This window comes from Streptacidiphilus rugosus AM-16, from assembly GCF_000744655.1.
GTDB classification, from domain to species: Bacteria; Actinomycetota; Actinomycetes; order Streptomycetales; family Streptomycetaceae; genus Streptacidiphilus; species Streptacidiphilus rugosus.
This window is the reverse complement of the sequence record NZ_JQMJ01000004.1, coordinates 6,660,269-6,673,461: the sequence shown is the minus strand read 5'-3', so window position 1 is coordinate 6,673,461 and position 13,193 is coordinate 6,660,269. Positions and strand designations below refer to the sequence as shown.

Below are 13,193 nucleotides of genomic sequence, written 5' to 3'. Positions count from 1 at the left end.
GCTTAGCGCCTGCGACTCGCTATTGCGAATAACTTGCAACTAAATATCGCCAGCCCCTACCTTGGATCTGCAGCAGAGATCCAGGAGGGGCGTGGCATGGGGACGATCGCACGCATCAGGGCCGCGCTGACCCGGCGCGAGTGGGCCAGGCTCGGTGGCATGGCGGCGTTCGTCGCGGCCCTGCACGTCGTCGGCTGGGGCGTGCTGCTCTTCATCGTCTCCCCGCACCACTACTCGGTGAACGGCCAGGTGTTCGGCGTCGGCATGGGGCTGACCGCCTACACCCTGGGCATGCGGCACGCCTTCGACGCGGACCACATCGCCGCGATCGACAACACCACCCGCAAGCTGATGGGCCAGGGCAAGCGCCCGCTCTCCGTCGGTTTCTGGTTCTCGCTCGGCCACTCCTCGGTGGTCTTCGGGCTCTGCCTGCTGCTCTCCCTCGGCGTCCGCGCCCTGGCAGGGCAGGTGGAGAACGGCTCCTCGGCGCTGCAGACCGTCGCCGGAACGATCGGCACCACCGTCTCCGGCACCTTCCTGATGCTGATCGCCGCGATCAACGCGGTGGTGCTGGTCGGGATCGTGAAGGTGTTCCGCAAGATGCGCAGCGGCGCCTACGACGAGGCGGAGCTGGAGGAGCACCTCAACAAGCGCGGCCTGATGAACCGGATCCTCGGCCGGGTCACCAAGGCCGTCGACAAGCCGTGGCACATGTACCCGGTCGGCCTGCTCTTCGGGCTCGGTTTCGACACCGCCACCGAGGTCTCGCTGCTGGTGCTGGCCGGGGGCGCGTCGGCCTTCTCACTGCCCTGGTACGCGATCCTGACGCTGCCGATCCTCTTCGCGGCGGGCATGTCGCTGCTGGACACCATCGACGGCTCGTTCATGAACTTCGCCTACGAGTGGGCCTTCTCGCAGCCGGTCCGCAAGGTCTACTACAACATCACCATCACCGCCCTCTCGGTGGCGGTCGCGGTGATCATCGGCGGCATCGAGCTGACCGGGCTGCTGGCGGAGAAGCTCAGGATCACCGGTGGTCCGATCGGCTGGATCGCCGGTCTCGACCTGAACAACGTGGGCTTCGTCATCGTCGGGCTCTTCGTCGTCACCTGGGCGGTCGCGCTCCTGGTGTGGCGCTTCGGCCGGGTCGAGGAGAAGTGGACCCTGGCGACGGCCGAGGACTGAGCCGGCCCGGGCACGGACGGGACCTTCGTCTCGGCCGGACAGGACTTTGACCTCCGGTTGCGAGGCGGGCGTAAGAGCCAGCATGGAACTCATGCACCAGCTCGAACAGCGCACGCACACCTCGGAGCCGGACGCCCCCGGCGCCAGGGGTCAGGCGCAGTACCGTCCAGGGGCGACCATCACCGACTGGAAGCCGGAGGACGAGGCCTTCTGGCTCACCAGAGGCAGAAGGGTGGCGGCCCGCAACCTGTGGATCTCCGTGCCCGCCCTGCTGCTGGGCTTCGTGGTCTGGCAGGTCTGGTCGGTCACGGTGGTGAACCTCGGCGCCGTCGGCTTCCCGTTCAGCGCCTCGCAGCTGTTCTGGCTGACCGCCGTGCCCGGGATCACCGGCGGAACGCTGCGGCTCGTCTACACCTTCGCGATGCCCGCCGTGGGCGGCCGCAGGTGGACGGCGCTGAGTACCGCCGTGCTGGTGATCCCGCTGCTGTGGCTCGGCTTCGCCGTGCAGGACACCAGCACCCCCTACTGGGTGATGCTGGTGATCGCCGTGCTCTGCGGCATGGGCGGGGCCAACTTCGCCTCCTCGATGGTCAACATCGGCTTCTTCTACCCGAAGCGGCTCAAGGGCAACGCGCTCGGCATCAACGGGGGCCTCGGCAACCTGGGCGTCTCGGTGGTCCAGCTGGTCGCGCCGCTCGTCGTCACCGCCGGCGTGCTGCTGGCGCCGGCCGGCGGCTCGCAGACCCGGCAGCCGGGCGGCGGCCAGGTCTGGCTGCAGAACGGCGCGTTCCTGTGGGTGCCGCTGCTGCTGATCATGGCCGGGCTGGCCTGGTTCTTCATGAACGACCTCAAGGCGTCCGCCGCGCCGTTCCGCAGGCAGCGGATCATCTTCCGGCGTCGCCAGACCTGGCTGATGACCTGGCTCTACGTCGGCACCTTCGGCTCCTTCATCGGTTTCGCGGCGGCGTTGCCGCTGCTGATCAAGACCACCTTCACGCCGATCGACCCGGCCTACTCCGCGACCACCTACGCCTGGCTCGGCCCGTTGTGCGGCGCGCTGACCCGGTGGCTCGGCGGCTCGCTGGCCGACCGCATCGGCGGCGCGAAGGTCACGCTGATCTCCTTCGCGGGCATGGCGGCCTCGATCGTCGCGGTGATCGCGTTCCTGCCCGCCGGTGGCGGCGAGGGCAACTTCTGGGGCTTCCTGATCGCCTTCCTGTGCGCGTTCTCCTTCTCCGGCCTGGGGAACGGCTCGACGTTCCAGCAGATCCCGGTGATCTTCCGCAACCAGCACCTGCGCTCCGCGCGGGGCAAGGGCGCGGCCGCGGAGGCGGCGGCGCTGCGGCAGGCGGAGATGGAGACGGGCGCGGTGACCGGCTTCTCGTCGGCGGTCGCGGCGTACGGCTTCTTCTTCATCCCGGCGATGTTCGCGAACTTCTCGGTGACGTCGGCCCTGTGGAGCTTCGTCGCGTTCTACGCGACCTGTCTCGGCATCACCTGGTACTGCTACGCCCGCAGGCGCGCCGCGAATCCCTGCTGACGGTCACGTGCACCACTCAGGGACGCGGGGCTCTGCTCGATCAACTGCGTGCGCGACAAGCCACCCGGTGCGGATGGTCCTCACTGGACAGGGCCATTCGCACCGGGTGGTTGCTCGCGCAGTTCCTCGCGCCCCTTGCGTGCTGCAACGTGCTGCTAGTGGTGGAAGCCGGTGCGGGGGACCACGCCGTGGTTGCTCGCCGGGGCGGACTGGGCCTTGAGTTCGGGGAGGAGGCGGGTGAGGTCGGCGAGGAAGAGCTCGGCGAGGTCCAGGGAGAAGCCGTTCCGGCAGACCACCCGCAGTACGGCCAGGTCCTCCCGTTTCGCCGGGAAGGTGTAGGCCGGAACCAGCCAGCCGCGTTCCCGCAGGCGGCGGGAGACGTCGAAGACGTCGAAGGAGGTCACGTCGTCCGCGGTGGTGAACGCGAAGACCGGCAGCTCGTCACCGCGGGTCAACAGGCGGAAGACGCCCAGCGCCTCGATGCCGTCGGCCAGCCGCCGCGCCACGTCGCGGGTCGCCTGCTGGACGGCGGTGTAGCCGACGCGGCCCAGGCGGACGAAGTTGTAGTACTGCGCGATCACCTGGGCGCCGGGCCGGGAGAAGTTCAGCGCGAAGGTCGGCATGTCGCCGCCCAGGTAGTTGACCCGGAACACCAGCTCCTCCGGCAGTGCCACCGCGTCCCGCCACAGCGCCCAGCCGACGCCCGGGTAGACCAGCCCGTACTTGTGTCCCGAGGTGTTGATCGAGGCCACCCGCGGCAGCCGGAAGTCCCAGACCAGGTCAGGGTCGAGGAACGGCGCGATCATCCCGCCGGAGGCCCCGTCGACGTGGACCGGGACGTCCAGGCCGGTCCGCTGCTGCAGGTCGTCCAGCGCGGCGCAGATCTCCGCGACCGGCTCGTAGCTGCCGTCGAAGGTGGAGCCCAGCACGGCCACGACGCCGATGGTGTTCTCGTCCACCAAGGCCAGCGCCGACTCGGCATCGAGATGGAAGCGTTCGCCCTCCATGGGGGCGAGTCGCATCTCGACCTCCCAGAAGTTGGCGAACTTCTCCCAGCAGATCTGGACGTTGGCGCCCATCACCACGTTCGGCCGCGCGCCCGCGGCGTAGCGCTCCCGGTTGCTTGCCATCCAACGCCGCTTCAGGGCGAGGCCGGCCAGCATGCAGGCCTCGCTGGAGCCGGTGGTGGAGCAGCCGACGGCGGTGCTGGGGTCCGGCGCCTTCCACAGGTCGGCCAGGATGGCGACGCAGCGGCGCTCGACCTCGGCCGTCTGCGGGTACTCGTCCTTGTCGATCATGTTCTTGTCGAGGCACTCGCCGATGAGCTCGGTGACCTGCGGATCCATCCAGGTGGTCACGAAGGTCGCGAGATTGAGCCGGGCGTTGCCGTCCAGCATCAGTTCGTCCCTGACGATGCGGTGCGCGATCGTCGGCGGCACCGGCAACTCGGGCAGTTTGTTCTTCGGTACCGCCAGTTCCATCGCACCCAGGAGGTCGGGGTCGCCCGAGTGGGGTGCGAGGTGCAGCGGCTCTTCGTCGTTCTGTCCCAGATGCAGCGGCATGTGAGCCACACTACGTCCGGGTCCCGAGGGGCGCAGAACGTACGCGCCGCCGGTGCACCGCAGTCGCCAGGTGCTTGCTTCGAGTGCACTCCAAGGGCGTTGGATGGGCGCATGGAGTACACACAGCTCGGACGCACCGGCCTCAAGGTCAGCCGTCTGGTCCTCGGCACGATGAACTTCGGCGGCCAGACCGACGAGGCCACCAGCCACACCCTGATGGACGCGGCGCTCGACGCGGGCGTCAACTTCTTCGACACGGCGAACATCTACGGCGTCGCCGAGCGGAAGGGGCTCACCGAGGAGGTCATCGGCTCCTGGTTCGCCAAGGGCGGCGACCGCCGGGACAAGGTCGTGCTCGCCACCAAGGTCTACGGCGACATGACGAACGACGGAAGCCCGTGGAACGTGAGCTCATGGCCCAACCACGACCGGCTCTCCGCCGTGAACATCCGCCGGGCCGTCGACGCGAGCCTGCGGCGGCTCGGCACCGACAGGATCGACGTCTACCAGTTCCACCACGTCGACCGGCTCACCCCGTTCGAGGAGATCTGGCAGGCCGTCGACGTGCTGATCCAGCAGGGCAAGATCCTCTACGCCGGCTCGTCCAACTTCCCCGGCTACAAGATCGCCCAGGCCAACGAGACCGCTGCCCGCGGCGGCCGGCTCGGCCTCGGCCTGGTGAGCGAGCAGTGCCTGTACAACCTGGCCGAGCGGCGTGCCGAAATGGAGGTGATCCCGGCCGCCCAGGAGTACGGCCTCGGGGTCATCCCGTGGTCGCCGCTGCACCAGGGCCTGCTCGGCGGAGCCCTGCGCAAGGAGGCCGAGGGCACCGGTTCGCGTACCAAGGCCGGTCGCTCGGCGGCGGGCCTGGCCGACCCTGCGGTCCGGGCGAGGGTGCAGGCCTACGAGGATCTGCTGGACAAGCACGAACTCGAGCCGGGCGAGGTCGCGCTGGCCTGGCTGCTCACCCGCCCCGGCGTGACCGGCCCGATCGTCGGCCCGCGCACGCGTGAGCAGCTCGACTCCGCGCTTCGCGCGGTGGAACTGGACCTCTCGGACGAGTTGCTGGCCGCCCTCGACGAGATCTTCCCCGGCCCGGGCCCGGCGCCGGAGGCGTTCGCCTGGTGACGGCGGCTGTTGACCGAAGTTCAGCAGCCCAGCCGGTGCCGGGCGTTCACGACGGCGCGTAGTCGGGCGCGAGACCGCGCATGACGTCGTCGGCGGTCATGGCCGGGGTGAAGGTGACGTTGGCGCCGAGTTCCTGGAAGAACGGCTCGGCGATCGACGGCATCTGTGCGGGTTCCTTCATGTCGAAGAAGAAAAAACCGGTGCGGACGCCCTCCACCGCGGTGAAGTAGGCGGCTTCCGGTTGCAGACGGCTGAGGTTGCTCTGCATGATCTCGCCCAGGCGCTTGTCCAGGATGGCCTGGTTCGCCTTCTCGGTGTCCATCTTGACGATCATCAGTACGCGCATACGGCTCGACCTCCTCGTCGGCCGGACCCTGACGACCAGGGTCGTCACCCCTCCATCGTGGGCCCCTGGGACGGCTCCTGCATTCCGGCCCGCTGCCGCAGCAGTGCCTGCTCAGCGCGGTTGCGGGTGAGCGAGACGGCGCGGGCGAACTCGGCACGGGCCTCGTCCTCGCGGCCCAGCCGGGCCAGCAGGTCGCCGCGGACGCTCGGGAGCAGGTGGTAGTCGCCCAGCGCCGGAGCCGTGGCGGCCAGCGCGTCGACCAGGGCGAGACCGGCCTCCGGGCCCTCGGCCATGCCGACGGCCACGGCCCGGTTCAACTCGACGACCGGGGAGCCCGTCTGCGCGGCGAGCGCCCCGTAGAGGCGGGCGATCGCGGCCCAGTCGGTCGCGTCCGCGCCGGCGGCGCGGGCGTGGCAGGCCGCGATCGCCGCCTGCAGCGCGTACGGGCCGGAGGCCAGGCCGCGGGCGCGCGCCTGCTCCTCGGAGCGCGCGAGCGCGGCGAACCCGCGCAGCACCAGCAGCCGGTCCCAGCGCGAGCGGTCCTGCTCCAGCAGCAGCACGGGGTCCCCGGCGGCGTCGGTCCTGGCGCCGGCGCGGGAGGCGTGCAGTTCCAGCAGCGCAGCCAGCCCGTGGACCTCGGGTTCGTTCGGCAGCAGCCCCTGGAGCACCCGGGCCAGCCGCAGGGCGTCCTCGCAGAGCCTCGGGCGCATCCAGTCCTCGCCGGCGGTCGCCGCGTACCCCTCGTTGAAGACCAGGTAGACCACCTCCAGCACCGAGGCGAGCCGTTCCCCCAGCGCCGCGCCCTGCGGCACCTCGAAGGGCACCTGCTTCTCCGCGAGTGTGCGCTTGGCGCGCACGATCCGCTGCGCCACCGTCGGTTCGGCGACCAGGAAGGCGCGGGCGATCTCCTCCGTGCCCAGGCCGCCCAGCAGCCGCAGGGTCAGTGCCACCCTGGCCTCGCGGCTGAGCACCGGATGGCAGGCGGTGAAGACAAGCCGCAGCAGGTCGTCCTGGATCTCCCCGGGCGCGGCCGGCTCCGTCGGCGCCGACCGCAGCCGCTGCTCGATCTCCTGCTCGCGGCCGAGTTGCTGAAGGTTGCGCGCCAGGCGTTCGTTGCGGCGGATCTGGTCGATCGCGCGCCGTTTCGCCGTGGTCATCAGCCAGGCCCCCGGATTGCGCGGGACGCCCTCGGCGGGCCACTGGGTGAGTGCCGCGACGAGGGCGTCCTGGGCGAGCTCCTCGGCGAGGCCGAGGTCGTGCACGAGCCCCGCCAGCCCGGCCACCAGGCGGGGCGCCTCGATGCGCCAGACCGCCTCGACGGCCCGCCGGGCCTGTTCGTCGGGGTCGTGCGTCGCCCCGCCCGGCGCCTTCGGCTGCTTCTCTTCATCCGCCACGGGAACCCATCAGAGCAGCCGGGGGGCGTCCGTGTCCGGCGGACGCCCCCGCGTGTCGGCGGCCCGGTGGGGCGGTTCGAAGCCGACGGTCAGAGCTCGGCGCCCTCGGTCCGGCGGACCTCGGCCTCGATCTCCCACTCGTCCCCGTGCAGCGCGAGGAAGCGGGACGCCCACTGGACGGCCTCGTCGCGGTCCTTGGTCTGGAGCAGGCAGTAGCCGCCGATCATCTCCTTGGCCTCGGCGAAGGGACCGTCCAGGACCGTCTGCCGACCGCCCACCTGCCGGATCCGCACCGCTTCGTCCAGGGGACGCAGCCCCGCGGTGTCCAGCAGGACGCCCGCCTTCGTCATCTCCTCGATGAGCTCGCCCACCTCTCGCATCAGCTTCTCGTCCGGGCCGGTCTGCGGCACGCGGGTCGGGTCCAGCTTGAGCAGCATCATGAAGCGCATGATCGCGTCCTTTCGCGTCGTTCTTCGGTGTTCCTGTCGTCCTTCTGCTGACGCGTCGAACGGGAACGCGCCGATTCGACATCTCCCTGAAGAAAACTTCGGCGACCTCGTTCAGACCGCTTCGCCCCGGCGGATCTCGGTCGGGGTGGCGGCCCACCAGCGCCGGCAGCAGCGGGTCAGGGCGGACTGCTCGGAGAGGCCGAGCAGCCCGGCGATCTGGGTCATCGGGAGCTCGGTCGCGGTGAGGTACCGGTGTGCGGCCTGGCGCCGCTCGTCGTCGAGGACGGCGGCGAAGCTGGTGCCCTGCGCCTCCAGCCGGCGCTGCAGGGTGCGGGGATGCAGGTTCAGCAGTCCGGCGATGGTGCCGAGCTCCGGCGGGTTGGTGCCCAGCGACCGCTGGACCGCCGAGCGGAGCCTGGGCAGCAGCTCGGAGCCGGGGCCGCCGGGGGACTGCTCCTCCAGGAAGGTGAGCGCCAGACGGCGCAGCTGCTCGTTGCTGTCCGCCAGCGAGCGGGCGGCCAGACTGCGCGGCACCCGGAGCAGGGCCGCCGGGCGGCGGACCCGGACCGGAGCGCCGTAGAACTCCTCGTACACGGCGAGCGGCGCGTCCGGCCGGTAGGGCAGCTCGACGCTGCGCAGGCCGTAGGGGCCGACGAGGTAGAGGATCGCCCGGTGCAGGAAGCCCAGCCCGAGGTCGGTGCCCTGGATGTGGAAGCCGGCCAGATCCGGGCGCAGGTCGTAGCGGAGCGCGGCGACGCCGGGCGCGTCGTAGGGGTCCGCGACGAGGCTGAGGCTGAGCGCCTGGGCGTGCATGAAGAGGTAGCGCGAGGTGCATTCGAGGGCGTCGGCCAGGGTGGGGGAGTTCTGGATCGCCAGGGCGAGCGCGCCCAACATGCCGAGGTCCTGGCGGGCGGCGATGCGCAGTCCGAGGTCGGGACAGCGCAGGTCGGCGGACGCCAGCTCCAGCGCCCGCCCGGCGGCGTGGTCGGGCACGAGCAGGTCGTCCGAGTCCAGCGCGGCGACGGGCAGGCCGGCCCGGACGGCGTAGACCTCCGCGTCGCCGCCGAGCTCGGCGACGACGGCCCGCAGGCCCCTGAGCCCGGCGGATCGGACGAGCGACATGTCGCTCAGGGTCAAATACTTGTCGTGCAGAGTCAAGGCCCTGCGCGGGCGAGTGTTCACACTGGAGCAATGACGAGCTCCCTCAGCGAAGAGTCCGCCGCCGTGGCCGCCCCGGCCGCCGGTACCGCAGCCGGGCATGTCGACGTCGTGGTGGTCGGCGCCGGCCTCTCCGGCATCGGCGCGGGCTACCGCCTGCAGACCGAGTGTCCCGGGCGCTCGTACACGATTCTCGAGGCGCGGCAGGCGATGGGCGGGACCTGGGACCTGTTCCGCTACCCGGGGATCCGCTCGGACTCGGACATGTTCACCCTGGGGTTCCCGTTCCAGCCCTGGGACGGCGCCAAGGCCATCGCCGACGGCCCGTCGATCCTCGACTACATCCGCCGTACGGCGGCCCGGCACGGTATCGACCGGAAGATCCGCTACGGGACCAAGGTGGTCGCGGCCGACTGGTCGACGGCCGAGGCACGCTGGACCCTGACGCTGGAGCGCACCGAGCCCGGCTCGGCCGAGGCGGTCCTGTCCACGATGACCTGCGACTTCCTCTACACCTGCGCCGGCTACTACAACTACGACCAGGGACACGCCCCGGAGTTTCCCGGCGTGGAGTCCTTCGGCGGCCGGATCGTGCACCCCCAGTTCTGGCCCGAGGACCTCGACTACCGCGACAAGCGGGTCGTCATCATCGGCAGCGGCGCCACCGCCGTCACCCTGGTCCCCTCGATGGCGGAGCAGGCCGCGCACGTCACCATGCTGCAGCGCACGCCCACCTGGATCAGCTCGCTCCCGGCCCGCGACCGGATCGCCGACGCGCTGCGCGCCGTGCTGCCGGCACGGGCGGCGTACAAGGCGGCACGGACGAAGAACATCCTCTTCGCGGTCGGCTTCTACCAGTTCTGCCGACGCCGCCCCGAGGCGGCCCGGCGGCTGTTGACCGGGTTGAACACCCGGATCCTGCGGGACGAAGCGCTGGTGCGTGAACACCTGACGCCGGATTACAACCCGTGGGACCAGCGCCTGTGCGCGGTGCCCGACGCCGACCTGTTCAAGGCGATGCGGGCGGGCAGGGCGTCCATCGTCACCGACCACGTCGACACGTTCGTCCCGGAGGGCATCCGGCTCAAGTCCGGGGAGGTGCTGGAGGCGGACGTGGTGGTCACCGCCACCGGCCTGCAACTGCTCGCCTTCGGCGGGATCAGTCCGTCCGTGGACGGGACGCCGGTGGACCTGGCCAAGCAGTTCGTCTGGAACGGCACCATGCTGACCGGCCTGCCCAACTTCGCGGTCTGCATCGGCTACACCAACGCCTCCTGGACCCTCCGCGCCGACCTCACCTCCCGGCTGGTGTGCAAGGTCCTCGGCCACATGGACCGCCACGACTACGCCGCCGTCGTCCCCCGCCCCGACCGGCCGCTGGTCGAACAGCCCCTGCTGGACCTCGCCTCCGGCTACGTCCAGCGCTCCATCGCCGCCTTCCCCCGCCAGGGCGACCGCCGCCCCTGGCAGGTCCGCCAGAACTACATCCTCGACGCCGCGACCACCCTCCGCACCCGCCTCGACCGCACCCTCGCGGGCACCCCGCGGTCCTCCGTGTCGCGGTGAGGGTCAGTTGGTCGAGTACGCCTCGACGTCGGCGACGACGTTGAGGTAGCCGTACGGGTGGTAGAGCTGGGCGTAGCCGTGGGCGATGGGCAGGTAGACGAGGACCGGTGTGATCTGCCCGCGCATGTAGTTGAGCGCGGAGGCGGACGGCATGTAGGTCAGGTCGCCGCCGATGGCGAGGAAGCCGTTGGCGCTGGAGTCGACGGCGGTCACGTTCACCAGCACCCCGGTGGCGCCGGCCGGGATTCCGGCGACACCGGCGACCTTGAAGCGGAGGTTTCCCGGCCCCGCCGCCGACTTGGGGGCGCCGAGACCGGAGCGCGTGTCGAGGACCCGAGCCGGGGTGACCGGGAACATGGGCTTGTTGTAGACGGGAATGTTCACGTGGCCGAAGCGCTGGTAGAAGCCCTCGACGGAGGCGATCAGGTCCACGGATCCGGCTCGGTTGTAGAGCGAGACCCGGCCCTGCGCGTCCACCGGTGCCACGACCGTGGTGGAGCGCGTCTCCCCTGCTGAGAAGTTCAGGTTCGACGCGTTGGGCAGGCTCTGGCCGGGCCGGTAGGCGGTGACGAAGCTGTTCGCCGTCGCGTCGGTCTCCGTGACGCTCAGCAGCACGGCCGTCGCCCCGTACTCGGGGCTGCCGGTGTTCTGGGTCTGCAGCGCGGGGAAGGTGACCGACTTGCCCGGCCCGACCTTGCCGAGCTTGGGCAGCCCGTTGCCCCGGGTGTCCAGCACCGGGTGGAACTGCCCCCACATGGTGACGTCGTTCGTCAGGAGCGTGCCGTTCCCCGACGGCGTGACGGTGTTGTACCCCTCCGCGTCCGCGACCAGGTCGAGTGGGCCCGCGGAGCTGTAGAGATCCACGATGCCGTCCGCCCCGACCGGAACATCCACCAGGTTGGCGACCGTCTGGCCCGGACGGTAGTTGAGGCTCGACGCCGTGGGGCGCGACCTTCCGTCGGGGTAGGCGGTGACGAATCCGTTTCCGGCAGGGCCGGTGACGGTGAGGTTGAGCAGGACGGACGAGGCGCTGGCGATGCCCGCGGCTCCGTTGACCCGCAGTCGGATCACGCCGCCGGAGCCCACCCGTGCCTTGGGCGCGCCCGTGCCCGACCTGGTGTCGAGCAGGCGCACGGGACCGACGGGCACGAAGACGGGACCGACGGTGATGCTCGTGCTTGCGGTGGCGGTACGCCCTCCGGCATCGGTCAGCGTGTTGCCGATGGTGTAGGTGCCGGGCTTGGCGTAGGTGTGATGGGCGCCCCAGCAGCCGCCGGGTTCCCGGGCCGCCGGTGTGCCGTCGCCGAAGTCGAGCGTGCAGGAGGTGAATTCGAACGGCGAACCGGATCCTGTGTCGTCCATGGTGACGCTCAGGGAGGCGTTCGTGTCCTGCTGGGTGGCGTGCATCGCGTCGGTCATCGGGCCGGGCGGGTTGATGGTGACCGGCTGTTTGAACGTGCGGCCGTCCTCGGTCTCGGTGATGGTGTACGTGGTGCTCCTACCGCCGACGAGGGTGGCGTAGGTGTGCTGTGCGGAGGCAGCGTTCGTGTGGACGACCGGCGACCCGTCACCGAAGTCGAAGGTGCGCGCGACGGTCGTGCCCCAGGGGTTCGAGTCACCCATGGTGGCGGTCACCGGATGGCCGACCTCGGTGTATCCGGGCTGGGCGTCGAGAAAGCCGAGGGAGAGCGGATCCCGTCGTTCTATCGCCCCGCGGTCGTAGTAGCCGATGCCGGCGCCCGTGTTGCCGACCAGCGGGTCGTCCACGCGTGGCGAGCCCTCGTAGTCCGTGGCCAGCTCGCCCGGTGCGTCGGCGTCGGCCGAGTCGACCCCGGGGGAGCCCTCAGCCGGTCTCGGTACGGTCAACTCCTGCTCGGCGACCAGGTCGTGTCCACCCTGGCCGCTCGCGGCCCGGAAGCCGGTCAGGGTGCTGTAGGGCGTTCCCGCCCAGTCGTAGAGGGGGGCGCCGGGCACGGGGTAGAAGAGGTTGTAGTCGGTTGTCGCCTGGCCGGCGGAGTCGGCACCGACCTCGATGTCGCTCGCGGCGACCGCGTTGTTCTCGATGCTGAGGCCGACCGATCCGCCCTCGGCGGTGAGCGCGTGCCGAACCAGTTCGATGTCGTTGCTGGTGACATCGGTGTCGACGGCTCCGTCGACGAGGACACCGGTGCCCACGTTGGTCTGCGAGCCGATGATGTCGGTCGTGATGACGGTGTGTCGTACCCCGGGATCCACCTTGACCGAGGCGTCGCCGCCCACCGAGACAAAGCTGTGGCTCAAGGTGACGTCGCTGCTCTGGCCCGATACCTCGAGTCCCGGGAAGCTCAGGTTGTCGCTGATGTACAGGAAGTCCAGGGTGATCGCGCTGGAGTCCTTCACCTCCAGGCCGCCGGCGGTCGGGCCCAGCTGGAATCTCTGCAGGGACACGTCGTGCACGCCCTGGAGGGCCAACTGCGGCAGGGTGACCTCGCCGTCGGCGGTGACGGTGATCGGGGCCGCGGGGGTACCCGACGCGGTGATCGTCGTGGCGGGGTAGGCACCCCGGACGATCTGCACCGTGTCGCCGGGCCGGGCGGCGTCCGTCGCGGCCTGGATGGTGCAGTACGGAGCGGCCTGCGTGCCCGTGCCCGCCGCGGTGTCCGAGCAGGCGGCGCTGCTGATGTCGACGTACCGCGTGCTGGTGTCGGCTGCGGCCGTGCCCTGCGGCAGCACCACGCCGGCAGCCAGGAGCGTCAGCGCGGCGAGTCCGGCCGCACGGGATCTGGACACGGTGTTCCCCCGGTTCTGCCCTCCGGCGTGGCATCCCGTCGTGGGGCCGGCTCGGAGTGTCGGCAGCGCAAACTACCAGAGCGCCGTCCGCCTCAT

General features: G+C 70.7%; 10 protein-coding genes. 4 read left to right on the top strand and 6 right to left on the bottom strand.

Annotated features, from left to right (window positions below; all coding sequences use genetic code 11):
- The first annotated feature begins 96 nt into the window (after window positions 1-96).
- Window positions 97-1,185, top strand: a complete 1,089-nt coding sequence (nicT, locus tag BS83_RS39055; RefSeq protein WP_198035399.1) for a Nickel transporter NicT — start codon at window positions 97-99, stop codon at window positions 1,183-1,185.
- Window positions 1,186-1,267: 82 nt separating this feature from the next.
- On the top strand, window positions 1,268-2,725 hold the full coding sequence (locus tag BS83_RS39050; protein ID WP_232248638.1) for a NarK family nitrate/nitrite MFS transporter: 1,458 nt from the start codon (window positions 1,268-1,270) through the stop codon (window positions 2,723-2,725).
- A 155-nt stretch (window positions 2,726-2,880) separates the two neighbouring features.
- Here the strand turns inward: BS83_RS39050 and BS83_RS39045 are convergent, their stop codons facing one another.
- Complete coding sequence (locus tag BS83_RS39045; protein WP_037608071.1) at window positions 2,881-4,287, bottom strand: glutamate decarboxylase; 1,407 nt, start codon at window positions 4,285-4,287, stop codon at window positions 2,881-2,883.
- A 111-nt stretch (window positions 4,288-4,398) separates the two neighbouring features.
- Here BS83_RS39045 and BS83_RS39040 point away from each other — a divergent pair, with 111 nt between their 5' ends.
- Window positions 4,399-5,415 carry an aldo/keto reductase gene (locus BS83_RS39040; RefSeq protein ID WP_037608068.1) on the top strand — a complete coding sequence of 339 codons (1,017 nt, stop codon included), beginning with the start codon at window positions 4,399-4,401 and terminating at the stop codon, window positions 5,413-5,415.
- Between the two features lie 46 nt (window positions 5,416-5,461).
- On the opposite strand, the gene BS83_RS39035 is transcribed toward BS83_RS39040, so the two are convergent.
- The 4 genes from BS83_RS39035 to BS83_RS39020 all read right to left on the bottom strand — a co-directional run bounded on the left by BS83_RS39035 (window position 5,462) and on the right by BS83_RS39020 (window position 8,726).
- Window positions 5,462-5,761: a hypothetical protein gene (locus BS83_RS39035; RefSeq protein WP_037608066.1), complete on the bottom strand. Its 300-nt coding sequence runs from the start codon at window positions 5,759-5,761 to the stop codon at window positions 5,462-5,464.
- Between the two features lie 44 nt (window positions 5,762-5,805).
- Window positions 5,806-7,155 carry an RNA polymerase sigma factor gene (locus BS83_RS39030; protein WP_084714787.1) on the bottom strand — a complete coding sequence of 450 codons (1,350 nt, stop codon included), beginning with the start codon at window positions 7,153-7,155 and terminating at the stop codon, window positions 5,806-5,808.
- An 89-nt stretch (window positions 7,156-7,244) separates the two neighbouring features.
- A complete protein-coding gene (locus tag BS83_RS39025; RefSeq protein WP_037608063.1) occupies window positions 7,245-7,604 on the bottom strand; it encodes a YciI family protein in 360 nt (119 codons plus the stop codon).
- A gap of 111 nt (window positions 7,605-7,715) precedes the next feature.
- Window positions 7,716-8,726, bottom strand: coding sequence for an AraC family transcriptional regulator (locus BS83_RS39020; protein WP_037608061.1), 1,011 nt, complete (start codon window positions 8,724-8,726; stop codon window positions 7,716-7,718).
- A gap of 69 nt (window positions 8,727-8,795) precedes the next feature.
- On the opposite strand from BS83_RS39020, the gene BS83_RS39015 reads away from it, so the two are divergent.
- Window positions 8,796-10,328, top strand: a complete 1,533-nt coding sequence (locus BS83_RS39015) for a flavin-containing monooxygenase (RefSeq protein ID WP_084714785.1) — start codon at window positions 8,796-8,798, stop codon at window positions 10,326-10,328.
- A gap of 3 nt (window positions 10,329-10,331) precedes the next feature.
- Here BS83_RS39015 and BS83_RS39010 read toward each other — a convergent pair whose 3' ends face one another.
- Window positions 10,332-13,097 carry a PKD domain-containing protein gene (locus BS83_RS39010; RefSeq protein ID WP_037608058.1) on the bottom strand — a complete coding sequence of 922 codons (2,766 nt, stop codon included), beginning with the start codon at window positions 13,095-13,097 and terminating at the stop codon, window positions 10,332-10,334.
- Window positions 13,098-13,193: the final 96 nt, after the last annotated feature.

Excerpts from the sequence above, each read along its gene's own strand:
- nicT (WP_198035399.1), top strand. The coding sequence starts at position 97 with ATGGGGACGATCGCACGCATCAGGGCCGCGCTGACCCGGCGCGAGTGG.
- BS83_RS39050 (WP_232248638.1), top strand. The coding sequence starts at position 1,268 with ATGGAACTCATGCACCAGCTCGAACAGCGCACGCACACCTCGGAGCCG.
- BS83_RS39045 (WP_037608071.1), bottom strand. The coding sequence starts at position 4,287 with ATGCCGCTGCATCTGGGACAGAACGACGAAGAGCCGCTGCACCTCGCA.
- BS83_RS39040 (WP_037608068.1), top strand. The coding sequence starts at position 4,399 with ATGGAGTACACACAGCTCGGACGCACCGGCCTCAAGGTCAGCCGTCTG.
- BS83_RS39035 (WP_037608066.1), bottom strand. The coding sequence starts at position 5,761 with ATGCGCGTACTGATGATCGTCAAGATGGACACCGAGAAGGCGAACCAG.
- BS83_RS39025 (WP_037608063.1), bottom strand. The coding sequence starts at position 7,604 with ATGCGCTTCATGATGCTGCTCAAGCTGGACCCGACCCGCGTGCCGCAG.
- BS83_RS39020 (WP_037608061.1), bottom strand. The coding sequence starts at position 8,726 with ATGTCGCTCGTCCGATCCGCCGGGCTCAGGGGCCTGCGGGCCGTCGTC.
- BS83_RS39015 (WP_084714785.1), top strand. The coding sequence starts at position 8,796 with ATGACGAGCTCCCTCAGCGAAGAGTCCGCCGCCGTGGCCGCCCCGGCC.